Origin of the sequence: Trichocoleus sp. DQ-U1 (assembly GCF_039961925.1) — a bacterium.
Taxonomy (GTDB): Bacteria; Cyanobacteriota; Cyanobacteriia; order Cyanobacteriales; family FACHB-T130; genus FACHB-T130.
Genome location: NZ_JAMPKB010000035.1, coordinates 48,129 through 64,641, shown reverse-complemented (window position 1 = coordinate 64,641; position 16,513 = coordinate 48,129). Strand labels below are relative to the sequence as shown.

General features: G+C 46.5%; 10 protein-coding genes. 4 read left to right on the top strand and 6 right to left on the bottom strand.

Features of this window, described 5'->3' with window-relative positions:
• The 4 genes from NDI34_RS16170 to NDI34_RS16155 all read left to right on the top strand — a co-directional run.
• Positions 1 to 1,445: Calx-beta domain-containing protein (locus NDI34_RS16170; RefSeq protein ID WP_348233165.1), on the top strand; the 1,445-nt coding region annotated here is incomplete at its 5' end.
• Positions 1,446 to 1,553: 108 nt separating this feature from the next.
• Entirely contained in the window at positions 1,554 to 4,427 is a 2,874-nt protein-coding gene (locus NDI34_RS16165; RefSeq protein WP_348233164.1) for a right-handed parallel beta-helix repeat-containing protein, read from the top strand.
• Between the two features lie 394 nt (positions 4,428 to 4,821).
• Positions 4,822 to 5,091, top strand: coding sequence for a ChaB family protein (locus NDI34_RS16160; RefSeq protein ID WP_190428293.1), 270 nt, complete (start codon positions 4,822 to 4,824; stop codon positions 5,089 to 5,091).
• 416 nt (positions 5,092 to 5,507) lie between these two features.
• A complete protein-coding gene (locus NDI34_RS16155) occupies positions 5,508 to 6,059 on the top strand; it encodes a hypothetical protein (RefSeq protein ID WP_348233163.1) in 552 nt (183 codons plus the stop codon).
• A gap of 278 nt (positions 6,060 to 6,337) precedes the next feature.
• On the opposite strand, the gene NDI34_RS16150 is transcribed toward NDI34_RS16155, so the two are convergent.
• The 6 genes from NDI34_RS16150 to NDI34_RS16125 form a co-directional block, all read right to left on the bottom strand.
• Positions 6,338 to 7,555 carry an aspartate aminotransferase gene (locus NDI34_RS16150; RefSeq protein WP_348233162.1) on the bottom strand — a complete coding sequence of 406 codons (1,218 nt, stop codon included), beginning with the start codon at positions 7,553 to 7,555 and terminating at the stop codon, positions 6,338 to 6,340.
• A gap of 137 nt (positions 7,556 to 7,692) precedes the next feature.
• Positions 7,693 to 8,877 carry an iron-containing alcohol dehydrogenase family protein gene (locus tag NDI34_RS16145; protein ID WP_348233166.1) on the bottom strand — a complete coding sequence of 395 codons (1,185 nt, stop codon included), beginning with the start codon at positions 8,875 to 8,877 and terminating at the stop codon, positions 7,693 to 7,695.
• 205 nt (positions 8,878 to 9,082) lie between these two features.
• Entirely contained in the window at positions 9,083 to 9,604 is a 522-nt protein-coding gene (locus NDI34_RS16140) for a Ycf51 family protein (RefSeq protein ID WP_190426725.1), read from the bottom strand.
• Positions 9,605 to 9,610: 6 nt separating this feature from the next.
• Positions 9,611 to 10,093, bottom strand: a complete 483-nt coding sequence (gene sufU, locus NDI34_RS16135) for a Fe-S cluster assembly sulfur transfer protein SufU (protein ID WP_190426735.1) — start codon at positions 10,091 to 10,093, stop codon at positions 9,611 to 9,613.
• Positions 10,094 to 10,279: 186 nt separating this feature from the next.
• On the bottom strand, positions 10,280 to 10,582 hold the full coding sequence (locus NDI34_RS16130; RefSeq protein ID WP_348233161.1) for an STAS domain-containing protein: 303 nt from the start codon (positions 10,580 to 10,582) through the stop codon (positions 10,280 to 10,282).
• Between the two features lie 377 nt (positions 10,583 to 10,959).
• Positions 10,960 to 16,341, bottom strand: coding sequence for a CHAT domain-containing protein (locus NDI34_RS16125; RefSeq protein WP_348233160.1), 5,382 nt, complete (start codon positions 16,339 to 16,341; stop codon positions 10,960 to 10,962).
• Between the last annotated feature and the right edge of the window lie 172 nt (positions 16,342 to 16,513).

Here is a 16,513-nt window from a genome sequence, read left to right as displayed (position 1 = left end):
ACGGCATCCTTACCTTCAATCCCGGCGAACCCTTAACCAAAACCATCACCGTTAACGTCAAGGGTGACAACAAGTTTGAGGCAGATGAAACCTTCAGCATCAAACTCAACAGTGCCACCAACGCCAATCTAGGCAACACTACTGCCACAGGCATCATCAAAAACGATGAAACCGCAGGCTTTACTGTCACCCCTATCAGCGGCAACACCACCGAAGCTGGAGGTACTGCCACATTTACAGTTAAACTCAACAGCCAACCCACCGCTAATGTCACCCTTGGCTTAACCAGTTCCGACACCACCGAAGGTACCGTCTCTAGCCCCAGCCTCACATTCACAGCCAATAACTGGAATATTGCTCAAACCGTTACGGTCAAAGGAGTTGATGATGCACTGGTTGATGGCAATATCGCCTACAACATCATCACCACCCCAGGCGTCAGTACCGACCTTAACTACAACAAACTCAATCCTGTTGATGTCGCTGTCACCAACATCGACAACGACGCCGCCGGATTTACCATCACCCCAATTAGCGGCAACACCACCGAAGCCGGAGGCGCTGCCAACTTTACCGTCAAACTCAATAGTCAACCTACAGCTAACGTCACCCTTGGTTTAGGAAGTTCCGATCCGACAGAAGGCAGCGTTTCCAGCCCATCGCTGACCTTTACTTCAAATAATTGGAATATTGCTCAAACCATTACGGTGAAAGGAGTTGACGATGTACTTGTCGATGGAAATATCGCCTACAGCATCGTTACTGCCCCTGCTATTAGCACCGACGCCAAATACAACGGACTGAACCCGCAAGATGTTGCTGTTGTCAACATTGACAACGACACTGCACCCCTCAATGTCATTAACGGCACTTGGCTTTCTGAAACCTTGGTGGGAACCTCTTTAGACGACCGGATCAATGGTTTTGGCGGTCATGACACGATTGTAGGGGGACTGGGAAAAGACCGGATTTACGGCGATGACGGCAACGATACCCTGATTGGCGACCTCAACAATAATCTCTTGACTGGGGGTTCGATGGGTATGGATGACATCATCTACGGCGGTACAGGTAGCGATCGCATCAATGGTTGTGGCGGTAATGACACCCTGTACGGCGAGGCAGGCAGCGACCAAATCTGGGGAGATGGGGGCGATGACCGACTCTACGGAGGCTTGGGGAATGACATCCTCACCGGAGGATTGGGGCGCGATATTTTCGCAGTTTCCAAAGGGGAAGGTACTGACACCATCCGCGACTTCCAGATTGGTCAAGACTACATTGGGTTAGGCGGGGGTTTGAAATTGAACCAGTTGTCGATTATTCAGCAAGGAAGCAATACCAGTATTATTGACAATTCCAACAACCAGACTTTGGCAATATTGGCTGGGGTGAATGCGGCTACGTTTATGAGTAATGCAGCTTCTACTTTTGTAAGTATCTAGTATGAGGAAGCAGCTTTAATTAATATTTAAAGCTGCTGATTTGGCAACTATTGACAATGAGTTGCTGTGGATATGAGCCTGAAGCCAGAACAGAATCTAATAGAGAAAATGCTTCTAAGAACATCAACACCTTACATCTACACAATTTTGCTGCTGTTAGGAACGCTAACTTCAACTGCTACCGCCCAAACACCTAATTTAAAACCCAATCCATCAAGCTCGACAACAGACTTTACAGGCGTTACAATCCTCCAGCTACCTGATGGCATTCCTGAATTAAATAACGATACTGTAGACTCATCCTTTGGCGATACCCTTGATGTAGCAAAACACCCACCAGGCGCGTTGGAACCCGCAGCCTTAAGCTTCGAGGACCAGAAGTCTTTAGCCAAACCGTCTTTTTACACGCTAAAACAACGGCGTTTTCTTGCCCAAATATCTAATGTAAAAACTGCACTCCCCACACCAGAATCTAGTTCCAAAGCCGTACCTTCCCCAGAGACATTGGAGGTTGAGATTCCTCAACCTTTAGCAGAAGTAAAAACACCTCCTCGGACTTTGCGCGAAGCAGGGTTACTCCAAGAAATACTAACCCCAGAAAACGCCGCTCCTACAGAAGAGATTAGCGCTGCCACTAAACAAACAGCACCATCAGATCGAGTTCGTTCTCAACGATTTATGCCCCGGATCGGCGCTGAATTTACCACTGGTTCTGGTGTGGGTTATGAAAGTTCTTTTGGTAGCATTGGAGGCTTTGTTCCACTATGGCAAAACTCAGACAACCTCACCTTCTTAGAAGGTCGATTGCTGTTGTCAACGGAAGATTCTCATATAAGCAGCAATATTGTTTTAGGACATCGCTTTTATAGTGCCAAAGATAACCGGATCTTGGGCGGCTATGTCGCCTTCGATACCCACGACACGGGTAATAGCAACTTTAATCAACTGGGTGCTGGGTTTGAAAGCTTAGGAGAAAACTGGGATATTCGCGCGAATGCTTACATTCCGGTTGGAGATACCCGCCAACTGACCCAAGAGAGGGTTTTTTCTACAGGTTTATCGTTTTCAGACCCTTTCTTTCAGGGTAATTTCTTGGGTCAAACTAGAAATCAACAACTTCAACGCGATCGCAATTTTGAAGCGGCGATGGCAGGGTTTGATGTTGAAGCTGGCATGAAAATTGCCCAAATCAGTCGAACCGGCGACCTCCGAGGCTATGCTGGACTTTATTATTATGATGCCCCAGGCAGTGCGGAGATTTTGGGCTGGCGCACTCGGGTAGAAGCGCGTCCCACGGACACTTTCAGGCTGGGACTCTTGCTCTCAAATGATGCCACTTTTGGCACGAATTTGGTGCTGAGTGTGGGGGCGAATTTTCCCGGAACTCGTCCGAGAGGGATACGAACAGAAGATCGGGTTCTGGCGCGTCTGGGGGAATCTGTTACCCGAAACGCGAATATTGTAGTCGATGAACAATCCGAATCTGAGTCTTTCAGCGTACAAGATACGGTATTTGTCACAAATCCTGCAACGGGTCAACCGTGGAGATTTCGGCACGTCAATTTGGGAATTGGAACCGGGAACGGCACGTTTGAGAATCCGACTGGAACGGTTGCGGAAGCTTTGGTTGTGGCTCAACCCAATGATATTGTCTACGTGCAACCAGGGACAAATCCTGGAGTTCCTGCTTTCAAGATTCCCGACCAAGTGCAAGTGCTTTCAACTGGCCCTGTGCAGCGTATAGATACCGTGGAACTCGGCAATTTACAATTACCCTTGTCTAATGCGGGGGTACTGCCAGACGTGACAGGGACAGTCACGATGGGGAACACGACAACCCTTTCGGGTTTCGCTATCACCACAACCACTGGTTTTGGCATCGCTGGAAACAATATCAGCAATGCAATTATTCGAGACAACGCGATCGCAAATTCTTCCGGTGAGGGAATCTTACTTGAGAATGTGACCGGACAGATACTAATTCAAGACAACGCGATCGCAAATTCTGCTTTGGAAGGCTTTTCCCTCAGCAATAATCAGGGGCAAGTTAACCTAATTCTTGTCAAAAACACGATCGCCAACAATGGTGCTTTAGCTAACGAAGGGGACGGCATCAATCTTGAACTTCGCAATACTGCAACTGGAACCTTTAATATCTCAGAGAATACGATTACTGGCAGTAACAGCTTCGGGAGCATCGCCGACGGAGTCGAGGTAAAACTGTTCGAGAGTGCTTCCGGAACCTTTACTCTGACTAATAACCAAATAACTGCAAATCAATTTAGTGGCATTAATATTGAACTTGAATCCAATACTTTGGGGACATTTGAGATTGCCAACAGCACAATCTCAGGCAATCAATTTGATGGAATTTCTATCAAGCTAAACGATAGCGCGACTGGAACGTTTAATATCACTAATACTCAAATTTCTAAAAACGGGTTTTATGGAATTGGGATACTTCTCTCAAATAACACCTCTGGAACCTTCAACATTACCAATAGCACCATTGCTGAAAATCAAGATAATGGAGTGAATATCGCACTTTCCGATGCAGCGATAGGAACAGTCAATATTTCTAACAATCAGCAAATTTCTAAAAATGGATTTTACGGAATTTTTACCAGCATCAATGGAAACGCCCAACTTCAATTCCTCAGTGAATCAAATCAAATTATAGATAATGCTTTTACCGGGCTTTCCCTCAACAGCTACGATACTGCTAAAATCTTTGCCGGAGTCCGGCTTAACACCATAACAGGAAGCGCAATCGGCGATCTCGAAGCAATAACCAGCGGTTCTGGCGATACAATTTGTCTCCAACCCCGCCATAATACGATTGGAAACTTTTTCTTAAATGACAGTTTTGGAGGAGCGATCCAGATAGAAACGGGAACGCTGTCTACAAATAATATCTCTGTCAGCGATCTTAGCAATTGGTCTGGAACCACTGTATCGGCTGGAACTTGTGGTTTCCCTTAATCGGTAAACGATACCAGTTCACTTTTGTCGGATTACACGTGAGATCCCCCAGATCCCCATTTTCAGGTGGGATTCGAGAATTGAAGTGCCTTTAGCGTGGAGGCGTGATGAATCGCGTGTCTACAGGAGTTCGCGAATTATTTAGGCGTAGCAATCCTACATGATTCGTGAAGGAGAGATCCCCAACTTCGAGAAAGAAGCCGGGGATCTGAACCACTGTATTCGCCAGTAGATGATTTGTAGGGAGACGTTGTGTAACAAGATACAAAATGACTTTACATAAGATAATGCCTCAGATAGGTATATCGAGGAGCCATAACTACATCCTAGGACGAGGAATTTGTACCTCTGGCTTTCTAAGATTGATCTCAAGCAAAAATAATAGGAGTAGTTTATGACCGAACAACCAGATCAACAAGTTAATAACTTACCTTCAGAAGTCCAAGAACTGCCTGAGGCTGCTCAGCAGATTTTCCAGGCTGCATTTAAGAGTGCCCATGAAGACGGGATGGACGAAGAAGCTGCTCGCAAGGTTGCGTGGAACACCATCAACAGCGAATACCGTCAAGGTGAAGATGGCAACTGGGAGCGGACTCCTGAAATGATAAACGAAGACAATTCAAATCCCGTAACCCGCGCTGCGGTTCAGTCTGGCGGCAATTAAACGCTTTTAAGTAGCAATCGTTTAGATTGATTGACAATAGAAGGCGGTCTGTGCAAGTCACAGACCGCCTTTTGCCTATAGGTCTACGTTTAGCTTAATTTGCAGTAAAATGAACCGTTTCAAGTGCAGCGAACGATATATAGATAAATACCCTCAGATAGAACCTCACCCCTAGCCCCTCTCCCCCTGGGTTCACAAGGTAGGGTTACACCAGAGTGCATTCAATAAAGAATTTCCATCGTGGCGTCTGAAAGCAAATTGTTCGCGTCGCCAGTTGACTAAAGCAACTGCGCCCAAAAGATAAATTTGAATAAATTATGATAATTTATGGTTGTAGCTAGCTCAACCTTGCTAATTGTCTCAACTCAATGGTTGATCAATTAACCAGGTAAAAAAATAAAAGGAGGTAGAACATAATGAAAAAAACATTCAATAACCTATTATTAACAGGCCTTGTAGTGTTTTCAATGGCGCTGGTCAGTGGTTGTGGTGGAGGTGAAAACTCTACTACTTCTCAGGCTTCTCCTTCCCCAAAATCTACTACATCTCAGACTTCAACTACCTCTACACCGACTTCCTCTCGACTGACTTTTGAAAAATCTTTCCTTGTCAGAAAAACTCCCGATAAAAAAGTTGTGCCGGTCAATGATGGAGTTTATAAAAGAGGGGAAGATGTTCAGCTAGTCTTGCTCAATGTTGGCAAATTTAAGAAAGGTCAGGATGGGAAAAACTGGCTAGATATGGATATGGAAGTTAAAAATGCCAAGGGCGAAGTTATTTTGGTGAAAAAGAGCTTAATTGGAGAAAAAGGACATACAGCTTTAAAAGATGATGTAGCAGCCTCTCCCAATGGCACTGTTAATACAACTCCTAAAATTCAACCGGGAACTTACCAAATTCAGCTAACGATTTATGACAAGGTGGGTGGTGGTAGGGTAACAGAAACTAAAGCTTTTACTTTGAAATAAGGGCGGCGCAAACAAAAATCATCTACTGGATACGATACGGTAGATGATTTGTAATTCCCTTTAACACATTGCACCCCTCCCCGCAGGCAGGGAGGGGTGCCGGAGCCTCAGAAAATGGCAGGGAGGGGTTGGGAACGGTAGAAAATCAGACAAATTTTATCCCTAATTAAAGTTTGCACTTATACAAGCAAATTCATCTAAAGGATAACGCTAGTTATTTTTGAAATAGCCGAGTTTCCAAATTGGAGATTAAACCCAAAAATTCAAGCTTCGATGTTTTATCCCTGCTTGATAAACGCGCCCTCATTTTCGGATGAATAGCGGATATTGGCTTCTTTGAAACGCCGCAAAGCTTCAGCTAAGCGATCGCATTCGGCAATCAAACTCACTCGCACATACCCCTCACCACCCGCTCCAAAGGCATTTCCGGGAGTCACGACCACGCCCGTCTGCTGCAAGACAGAGAGGGCAAAATCTGTTGAGGTCATCTCTACCGGACACGGAACCCACAGGTACATGGTGGCTTTTGGCTTGGGAACCGTCCAACCCAACTCAGCAAATCCCTCGATCAGAAAATCGCGGCGACGGCGATAGCGATCGCAGACCTGATTGACATAAACATCTGGAAGTTGTAAGGCGGTTTCGGCAGCAGATTGCAAGGCGGCAAAGATGCCATAATCCAGATTAGTCTTGAGTGTCCGCAACCCTTGAATGATGTGTTGGTTGCCTACGACAAAGCCAACGCGCCAGCCTGCCATGTTGTAAGTTTTAGACAAGGTATGAAACTCGACGCCGATTTCCTTCGCCCCTGGAATTTCTAACAAGCTGGTTGGTTGATAACCATCAAAAGCTAATTCTGCGTAGCACAAATCATGTACGAGTAAGATTTCGTGCTTCTTAGCAAAAGCAACGATATCTTTGAAGAACTCGCGGGGTGCGGTTGCGCCAGTGGGATTGCTGGGATAGTTGAAATAGAGAATCTTTGCTTGTTGGGCTACATCATCGGGAATGTCACCGAGATCGATCAACCAGTCATTTTCGGGTTTGAGAATCAGCGGGTGAATTTTGCCCCCAGCGATCGCTGGCCCGCGAAAATGGGGCGGATAAGAGGGACTAGGTACCAGAATCACATCGCCTGGGTTGATATAGGCAAAGGCGAGGTGAGTCAGCCCTTCTTTAGAACCAAGTAGCGGCAAGGCTTCGCTATCTGGATCGAGGTCAACGTTATAGCGACGCCCGTACCAGTTAGTGATGGCGCGGCGGAAGCTGAGAGTCCCTTCAAAGGGGGGATAGCCGTGATTTGTCGGATTTTGCAACGCTGCGATCGCGGCGTCTATCACTGGCTGAGGCGCTGGGCCATCTGGATTCCCCATCCCCAAGTCAATTAAATCCAGCCCTTGTTCGCGTGCCCTGGCTTTGAGTTCATCCAGACGGGCAAATACATAAGGGGGCAGTGATTGCAGGCGTTCCGCTGGGCTAATCCAATCTAACGTCATTGGTTAAGGCAGGAAAGTTGGCAAGGAAAGCAGGTTGGCAGGCAGGATTGCAGGTTGGAGATTGGCAGGTTGATTAAAACTTTCAACTTTTGAGATTCTTCAACCTTCAATGCGTTTAAACCTGCAATTTTTGAAATTCAAACATCATTATGATTCGCCGCTGAGGTCAGCCCTAGATTTGGACGCCCTACCTCAACGGGTGCGGTTGTGGACACCATTGCCGCCATCAGCTGTTCGGGCACCACCCGGAAGGGTAGCCGGTGGATATCCGAGTTAGGGGCACAGGCAATTTCAGCGGCTTGCCGAAATTCTCCCAGTGTAATATTTCCCAAACCCAAATCATCCAAAGTTTGAGGCAGTCCAATTTCGGCGTAAAACTTCAATAACTGTTGCCTTGCGCTTGCTGCGAGTTGGTTGCTTTGCAGCATTTCTTCTAACCGCAACTGGACGAGAATGCCATAGGCGACTTTCTCACCATGTATGGCACCGTGGGCAGCGGGGATATGGGTCAAACCATTATGGACGGCGTGGGCGGCGACGGTACGGCACTGGGCACCACCTAAACCACCAATGACCCCGGCAAGTAAAACTGAGGCATCTACGACTTCTCGCCAAACTTCACTGCCCGGTTCTTTCAGCGCTGCTGCGGCTTTTTGGAAGAGAATATCCCGTAGCACTCGCGCTTGTTGCACGGCGGCGATCATCAAAGTTTGGTCGGAGTGACCGCTGCTGACAGAAGCTTCGTACCACTTCGCCAAGGCGTCGCCAATCCCGGCAATTAAGGTGCGTTGCGGTGCAGTCTGGATTAACTCGTAATCCAGCACTAGCAAATCCGGGCACCGATCGAGGCTGACATCATAGAGAAATGCCCCTTCGTCGGAATAGACGTTAGAAAGGGCTGTCCAAGCAGCGCAGGTCGCCCCTGAGGTGGGAATTGTGACGACTGGCAACTGGCATTGATGAGCCAGTAGTTTTGCGGTGTCTAATGCTTTGCCACCGCCGATGCCAATAATTACGTCGGCTTGATGGTCGGTGACAGCTTTCCGCAGAGATTCAAGCGATCGCGTACTGCAATCTGGACTGTAAGATGCCTGGGCAATGTCTGTCTTTTGCTGTTTTAGGGCAAGCTGCAATCGCGGTAGCGTGACGGACAGCGTGCGATCGCCCCCGACAACCAAGGGACGCCGCCCAAAAGTCGCGATCGCGTCTCCCGCTTGTTCCAGCGCCCTCTGACCGCGCAGCACCCGACCGGGAGCCACCATCAGCGAAAATAACGAAGGAGCGGTTTGAGTAGACAACTCTGGTAAGGATTGATTGGGCATAGAATCAACCATTTTAGTTTAAAGAAGGGAATTGCTCAATACTGCTTATGAAAGAATTTATAACAAATTTCTCTAATAACTTTACTTTAGTAATTGAGGGAGGCAGCAGCCTATTTAACACTCGTTTCTAGGCACTCGTTTCTAGGCTCCGCCTCGCTTTGACTCTGAAAGACCCAATGTAGGGAAAATAGAGAAAGATCCGTAATTACGCGGTAGACTTTGGCAATTGTGCCAGGTTTTCTGGGAAGACTTGGATGTTAAGCTGTTCATCATCCCGGATGGCTAGCGATCGCTTCACCTCACCCAAGTAAAGCGGTTTAGAAACGCCAGGGGAGGGATGAATAACGGTACGTACCCGAATGGTCAGTAAATTGTCTTTTGCCCGACCTAAACGACCATAAGAGTACAAGTCGCTGGCAGCTTGACGCATCGTTGCATCTAATTGGGCGTTGGAAATCGTCGGCGGTACAGAAACCACCGTTTGCGCCCCGCCGGTGTCATAAACCAACTTATAACGCACCGAACCTGGAACTGCTGTATGGGTAAGCGGTACCAAACTCAAAGAAAATAAACCGGCTGTTAGCACACCCATAAATCCAGTGCTACCCACCAGCCTAAACCGAATACCCCATTGGAAAATAAACCCCAGCACGGTTACAACTGCACTGGCGATGGTAAGAACCGCCGACCATTTGGCTAGTTCTAGAAAAAAAGTAGTCGTTAACATGGCAACTTAAGCGTCTTCCTTTTCATTACTGACGAACCCATTTGGCTGATTGCCATTGGGTGATTCTAAGGCAGCTTTTAAAGTATGCCAGGTGAGGTTAGCACATTTGATCCGAACTGGAAACTGAGAAACGCCTTGCATCACGTTCAGCTTGCGTTGCTCTTTGGGGAACTCGGCTTCCCCTTTCATCATGTTTTGGAAGCGTTCTACCATTTCCAAGGCTACATCTACTTTCTTTCCCCGCAAAGCATCCGCCATCAAGTCAGCAGAAGCCATTGCGATCGCGCAGCCTTCTCCTTCAAATTTCACATCTTCTATGACGTCGCCTGCTGCATTCATCTGCAATGTCAGCTCAATGGTATCGCCACAAGAAGGATTGTGCCCTCTCTGAGACCGATGCACGGGATTGGTTTGACCCTTGTGCCGTGGCTTCTTGTAGTGTTCTAAAATGACCTGTTGATAAAGGTCGCGTAGATTGCCCAAAGTCATGGCGAGATTGATAAGACGATATTCATCCATCTCGATCCTATCAGTGTCGCTTGATTTCCGGAGGGCTGAAAGCCAAGCATTGACTTCCTAACGCTGAATTTAGATAAAATTTCTAGCCGCGCAGCTCAGGCTAGAGTGCCCTTATAGCCTGCAATCGTTCGGCTGCTGGCACTCTTGATGAAGTTGTCAAGCCAGTTTTTCAAGGGCAGCTTCATAACTTTCCTCAATATCAAACATTTCCTCAAGCTGAGCCACTTCAAAAAGTGTTTTAACTGGAGATTGCAAGTTGCAAATTACAATATGGCACTGCTGTTTGCGGGCAGCTTTGAGTCCTGCTATTAAAGAAAATAGCCCCGAACTATCCACCCCATTGATATGGGTCATATCAAGCACGCATAGAGCTGGGGCATCCAGTACGACGTTGTTCACAATCCATTGCTGTAAGAAAGCGCCATTACAGCGATTTAGAACCCCTTGTGGCTGAATCACAATTCGGGAGCTGGCTTTCAGGTTTTTTTGGACTTCAGTAAATTCACAGCAAGACTTTTGCCGCTTAATTACTGAGGAAAAAATCAATTCAGGAAGAAGTATGGTCGATTGCCAAAACTTGATAAGTCTAGAAACACCCATAGTTGTGGCTGAGGTAGACTAATTGGTTCTTTACAAAGATTAGTCCTCAGCTCAGTAATTTTTCGTATGAAGTTGATGAAGACAGCACAAGTTACGTAAAGGTAATGCAAAGTTTCGCCTTGCCCTTACGATCGGTCAGTCGGTAATATTGTCAGGGCTTACGCAGATATCTCCTAAATCCCTGCGAAGAGAGCGCCGCGATCGCGCATCCCTAACGCAAGTAAAAAGGCGAGTGATTACTGTGCTTCCCCAATGAGGGTAAAAGCTGCCCAGTTGAGTGGCTCTGGATGTTGTTTCATCGTCGCTAGCATTGCGAAGCGCAATGCCTGGGCTTTATTCGGGTTTTTTTGCACAGTTCGGTAAAACTCTGTCATGAGAAGGGTCGTCGGCTCGTCAGGAACCGCCCACAGGGATACGATCGCGCTGGGTACTCCCGATGAAATGAGCGATCGCGACAAACCGATGACACCATCGCCAGTAATTTTGCCGCGTCCCGTGTGACAAGCACTCAACACTACAAGTTCAGCATTTAGCTTCAGGTCAAAGATTTCTCCAGCAGTGAGGAATCCATTATCGTTCTTGGATGGAGCCAGAGCGATCGCGCCAGGAATGCCTAATTCTTGAATATCATCCAGTAAGCCGTGCGTCGCTAGATGAATTACCCGCGCCTGGGGCATCTGTTGCACAATCTCAACTTTGGTTGCTTTGTCACCAACGATCGCTTGAGTGTTCAAGAGTTTAGCAATCGTCAGCGCTTCCCGTTCGGCACCCGGTAACGGTGCTAGTGGCTGAGGCGTTTGTCCAGCTTTAGTAGTAGGCATCGTGGGCATGGTCGGATTGCCCACCACTAGGACGTTCTTACTATCTAGCGATGTTCTATACAACCCTTCCACACGTTGCTGTTGTTGCTGAGTGAGGTCTAGCACCTCAATTGCTGGAGCGGTTAAAATTGTGTGTTGCTCGATTAAGTATTTGCCATTCGGAGCTTTGAGCGCCGGGAAAGGCAACAAAAATAGCCCACCTTGCGGGATAAATATTACGTGGGAATTTGCGTCTTTCGGCAGAAAATCAGCAATTGGCTCAATCAACACTTGATGAAGTTGCGCTCTAGCGGATTCTCCTTTGTGAATATTGGGACCGTATAAAATACGACTGTTAGCTAGCAATTCTTCAAAGGAATTATTTTGCTGACGTAGCGGTTTCAAGTCAACTCGACGAAACGCCACTTTACCTGTAGGTTGAACGACCCAAATAAAGAGTTCTGATGCCTGACCTCTGAGTTTACCTTGAACTTTGAATTCTTCTTCTGGGACAATTGAATATTCAACTAGCGTGGCATTTTGTTCTTTGGCAATTTTTTTAATTTGGGCGATTGTCGGAGGGTTTAAAGTAGTTTGACGTGCCGAAGCTTCAGGAGATAATCGTTGTTGCAGTAGCTCTACAAACGCACGAGCACGTCCCCGTTCGGAAATTTCCAGAGCCGAATCTTCTTTGTTCTGGGCAATCAGGATTTGTTGCAATAGGTTGTAAGTTAGAACTTGCGTATCAAAAACTGAGACATTATGGATATCGTTTAATCCTGGTCGCAGAGATTCCATAACCTCAACGGCATCGCGGAGGTTTTTCTCAGCTTCTGGGAGTTTGCCAGATGCAAATAGCGTATGTCCCAGGTTATTGAGAGCTGCGCCTTCTCCTCGTTTGTCCCCCAGCGATCGCGCAATCTCTAAACTTTTCTGGTGATGTTCAATCGCTTTGGGATAATCGCCTAAATCCTCATAAGCAATTCCTAAATTTCCGAGTGCCTTGTGCTGTAACTCGCGATTGCTAATTTCTTTTGCGATCGCTAAACTCTGCTGATAATAATCGAGAGCCTTAGTAAATTCGCCCTGAACATGATAAGCAGATCCGAGATTGGCTAGGGTGCTTCCTTGTCCTTCCTTGTCACTAATTTGTCGCGCGATCGCTAAACTCTGTTCGTAAGACTGAACGGCTTCCTTAGACTTGCCCAAATTAGCGTTAATTGCTCCCAAATTTCCTAATGCTCTCCCTTCGGCTGAGGGATCTTTAATTTCTCGCGCAATCGTTAAACTTTGTTGATAAGACTGAATTGCTTTGTCATATTCACCCAAAGCTTCGTAAGTATTGCCTAAATTGACTGAAACCTGACCCTCTCCCTGACGGTCTTTGGTTTCCTGCATAATTGTCAATGCTTGCTGATGGGATGCGATCGCGCTTGCATAGTTGCCCACGGCTTTGTAAGCAATTCCCAGATTTGAAAGTGCTTGCGCTTTCCCAGTGGAATTGCCATTCCCTGCTTCCATCGTCAAGAATGGCTCTAAGAGCGCGATCGCATCCTTATAGTTTTCCTGAACCAAAGAAGCCGCACCCAGAACACCTCTGGCAGCGACTTCCCCTGGAACATCTTTGAGTTCCTGGTAGATTTTTAATGCCTGTTGCCAAGACTGGACAGCAGGTGCAACCCGATTCGGCTGATACTGTTCAAAGCCTTGCTGTAATAGTCGATCTGCTGCCACTTTACGGCTATCTTGCGCTGATGCGACTGATGCGGTGGGTTTTTCTTGCAAGCAACGCGGATCTCGTAGTTGCAGGTTTCGCCGTCGCGGATCTTGCAGTTGTGCAGCGCACACAGCAGATGCTTCAGCCGTTGACAATTTCAGCGTTCCATCGCTATTGCGCGTCACCCGGTTCGCATGAGGTGCATCTGAGCTGCTTTTGAGGCTGTTATCGAAGACAAGGATGCGATCGCTCGAATCCGATGAGCGCGAGTTAGAAGCGTCATTTCTCAGCGCAATGAGTTGTATATCTGTTGTGAGATTGTCAGATCCATCAGTAGTAGTATCGCTGTTACTATTCGTGCTGGTGCCATTGCTAGTATTCGTATTAGTGTTGGTGCCAGTATTTGTGTTGGCAACGATATTAGTACCAATATTTGTGTTGTTGCCACTCCCCGTATTCGGTTTAATACCAGTGTCCGTATTCGGATTAGGGTTAGGGTTAGGGTTAGGGTTAGGGTTAGGGTTAGGGTTAGGGTTAGGATTTGTAGTAGGGTTGGGGTTTTGGACGCTTGGAGGAAAAGGGATATTTTGAATAGACCCATAAAAGGAACTGTTACTTCCAGCTCCTACGGTGATAGCTCCCACCGTACCGCTAACATTATTGGGAAACTTATTTGAACCAAAATCAAGCGGCGTGTAAATTTCGTTTTTAAGCAATGCAAAGTCTTCTTTGAAATCAAAATTAGCATCAAAAGTTTTATCATAAGGAAGGTCTGGTTCAACTGGTTTAAAGGCTTCGTCGCCTTTCTTGATTTCAGACCCAACAATAAAAATTCCGTTTCCACCTTGGATTAAAATGCTACCTTTGCCACTAGGTGTTGAACTTCCGGGAGTATAAATATCAAACTGTTTTGATACAATTGTTGTGGTTGCACCTCCATAACGAATACTAATCGGGGCATTAATTTCTTCATTAGTTTTGTTGCTACTCGGTCTAGCATGCAAACTAGATGAAATATCTTTTGTAACTACTGTAATTCCTTTTTTTGAATCAAATTCAATATTTTTGCTTTGAAGAAACCCCAGTAATTCTGGATCGTTTTCAGGTTTGATTTTTATCTCTAAACCCGATGGAGAAGGATTAAAAGAATTCTTAGCTTGGAAAATACCAAAAGCTGTAATGTCAATACCACCAGCCCCCGCATCAATGCTACCGACCACAATATTGCCTGCCGTTGAAGACAAAACTACAGCACTGTCACCATATCCGCTAGGAACAAACTCTTCGCCATTACCAGTAGAAATGTCTTCTGATGTGATGTTTCCTATAGCAGACAAACTTACAGAATCGCCGTATGTATTGATGTTTCCGGCAACTTTAATGTTTCCTGACGCAAGAAAAGTTACAGAACCACCATTTTCTTTTAAAGATGAAGTATTAATTGCTCCGGTTGTAATGTTTACGGCTTCAATCTTTAAATTTCCTCCTTGAGTCTGAATAGTATCTCCTGAATTCATAAAAAAGGAACCACCATCGATACCATCAGCATTCGCCTTGAAGGTGACTGTCGAGTCTGAACTAGTAGCGAGATCCAGACTGTTATCACTTAGGTCTTCGATAGTAATATCATTCGTCGCCTCTAAAAGAATATTCGCTACGGTCTTAGAGATAGATTCCAGTTTTTCTACAGAAATCGTAAATGTGGCGTCAGGATTTCCATCATCCTTGAAGATTTTTCCGTCATTTAATTCACCGTCATTGTCTCCAGTACCATTGACAATCTTGATGTTTTTTGGATCTATTTCTAAAGTGCCAAAACTACCTTGAACGGCACTCAGATCAACCGTGCCCTCAAAAGTAAGGCTGTTCTTCCCTGACACCTCGACAAATCCACCGTTACCGAAATTCTTGCCACCACGGGCGCTGATACTCCCAGAAAAACTGGTTTTCTCATCTGCCCAAACGATTGCTCTCCCACCATTGCCATTGTTAATGGTGTCAGCTTTAATCGTTGCGTCCTTACCTACATACGTCTGCGTGGCGTTCGGTACTTCACCCTTACCCTGATAGTCGCCGCCAATTAAGGCAGTGCCTCCCTTTCCATCTCCAGAGACATCAATTTGAGCTTGTTCAACTAAGGCAACTTTGTTACCCAGCACTTCCACAGTGCCTCCAGCTGCACCGGGTGCTTTATTTGCCGCATCGAGAGTACCAGAGACAATAGTAGTGCCCGTTTCACCATTTATCTGGATGCCTGAGCCAGTTAATACTACCTGTCCGTTTTTAACTGCCACTCCGGTAGCATTGCCCCCACTTCCACCAGTCAGCAGTTGGGGTAATGTGGGAATCGGCAATGTCCAGTTTTCAGGTTGAGTGTCTGCCGTTGCCAAGGGTTGAATATCCAAACCTAGCAGCAGTCCTTGCTGAGTGATGCGGACGACACTTTCGCCAGGGATGGCAGCTACGGTAATGTTACCCCCTGGTGCCGAGAGCTGCCCGGTATTGATAACGGTACCGCCCAACAAAGTTAAGAAGTTTTGTCCCGGCTGTAAGCTGAGGTTGCCAGCGTTGATAATCGCTCCTGGCTGACTGGTGGCGAAAGCAAAAGCGTTGGGGTTTCCTGTCAGTGCGGCGTAGTTGTTAGAACCTGCTGCATTGAACCAATTTGAGCCGATCCCAATTCCGGTTGCTGTTGTCGCTGTAAAGGAAGCAGGCACGTTGAGGCTGGCTCCTGCGCCGAAGATAATGCCTGCGGGATTCATCAAGAAGAGGTTAGAATTCCCGCCTGTTACCTGAATCAGTCCATTAATAATGGAGGCGTCTCCACCAACAACGCGCCCCAGGATGTTTTCAATTCCTGGTTGGGAGAGAAAGTTGGCAATCTGGCTTGAGTTCAGTCCGAATTTCTCAAAGCTGTGGAAAAGATTCGCTCCAGATTGCTGTCCGCCGCTAATGTCGAAGCGATCGCCCTCAAGGACAACATTGGTGCCAGTGCCATCAGTTGCTGGAATAATGGATTGCCCGTGTGCTGCTTGGGTATTAATCGCTCCTACCAAAGGAAAAACTACCAGCAACCGACCGATGCTTCTCACCACATTCATAGGATTCTCGCTCAGGATTATCTAATTTTGCAAAACTTAAAATTTTTTTGGCTGCAAGAATAACGCTTAACTTTTAGTCAAGCGTTAACTTATTTTTGCTTGCAGCTATTTATTTTTTACTTTTTCAGCAATTTCACCAACATTATAAATACTGCTTTTTTAAAATGACTCT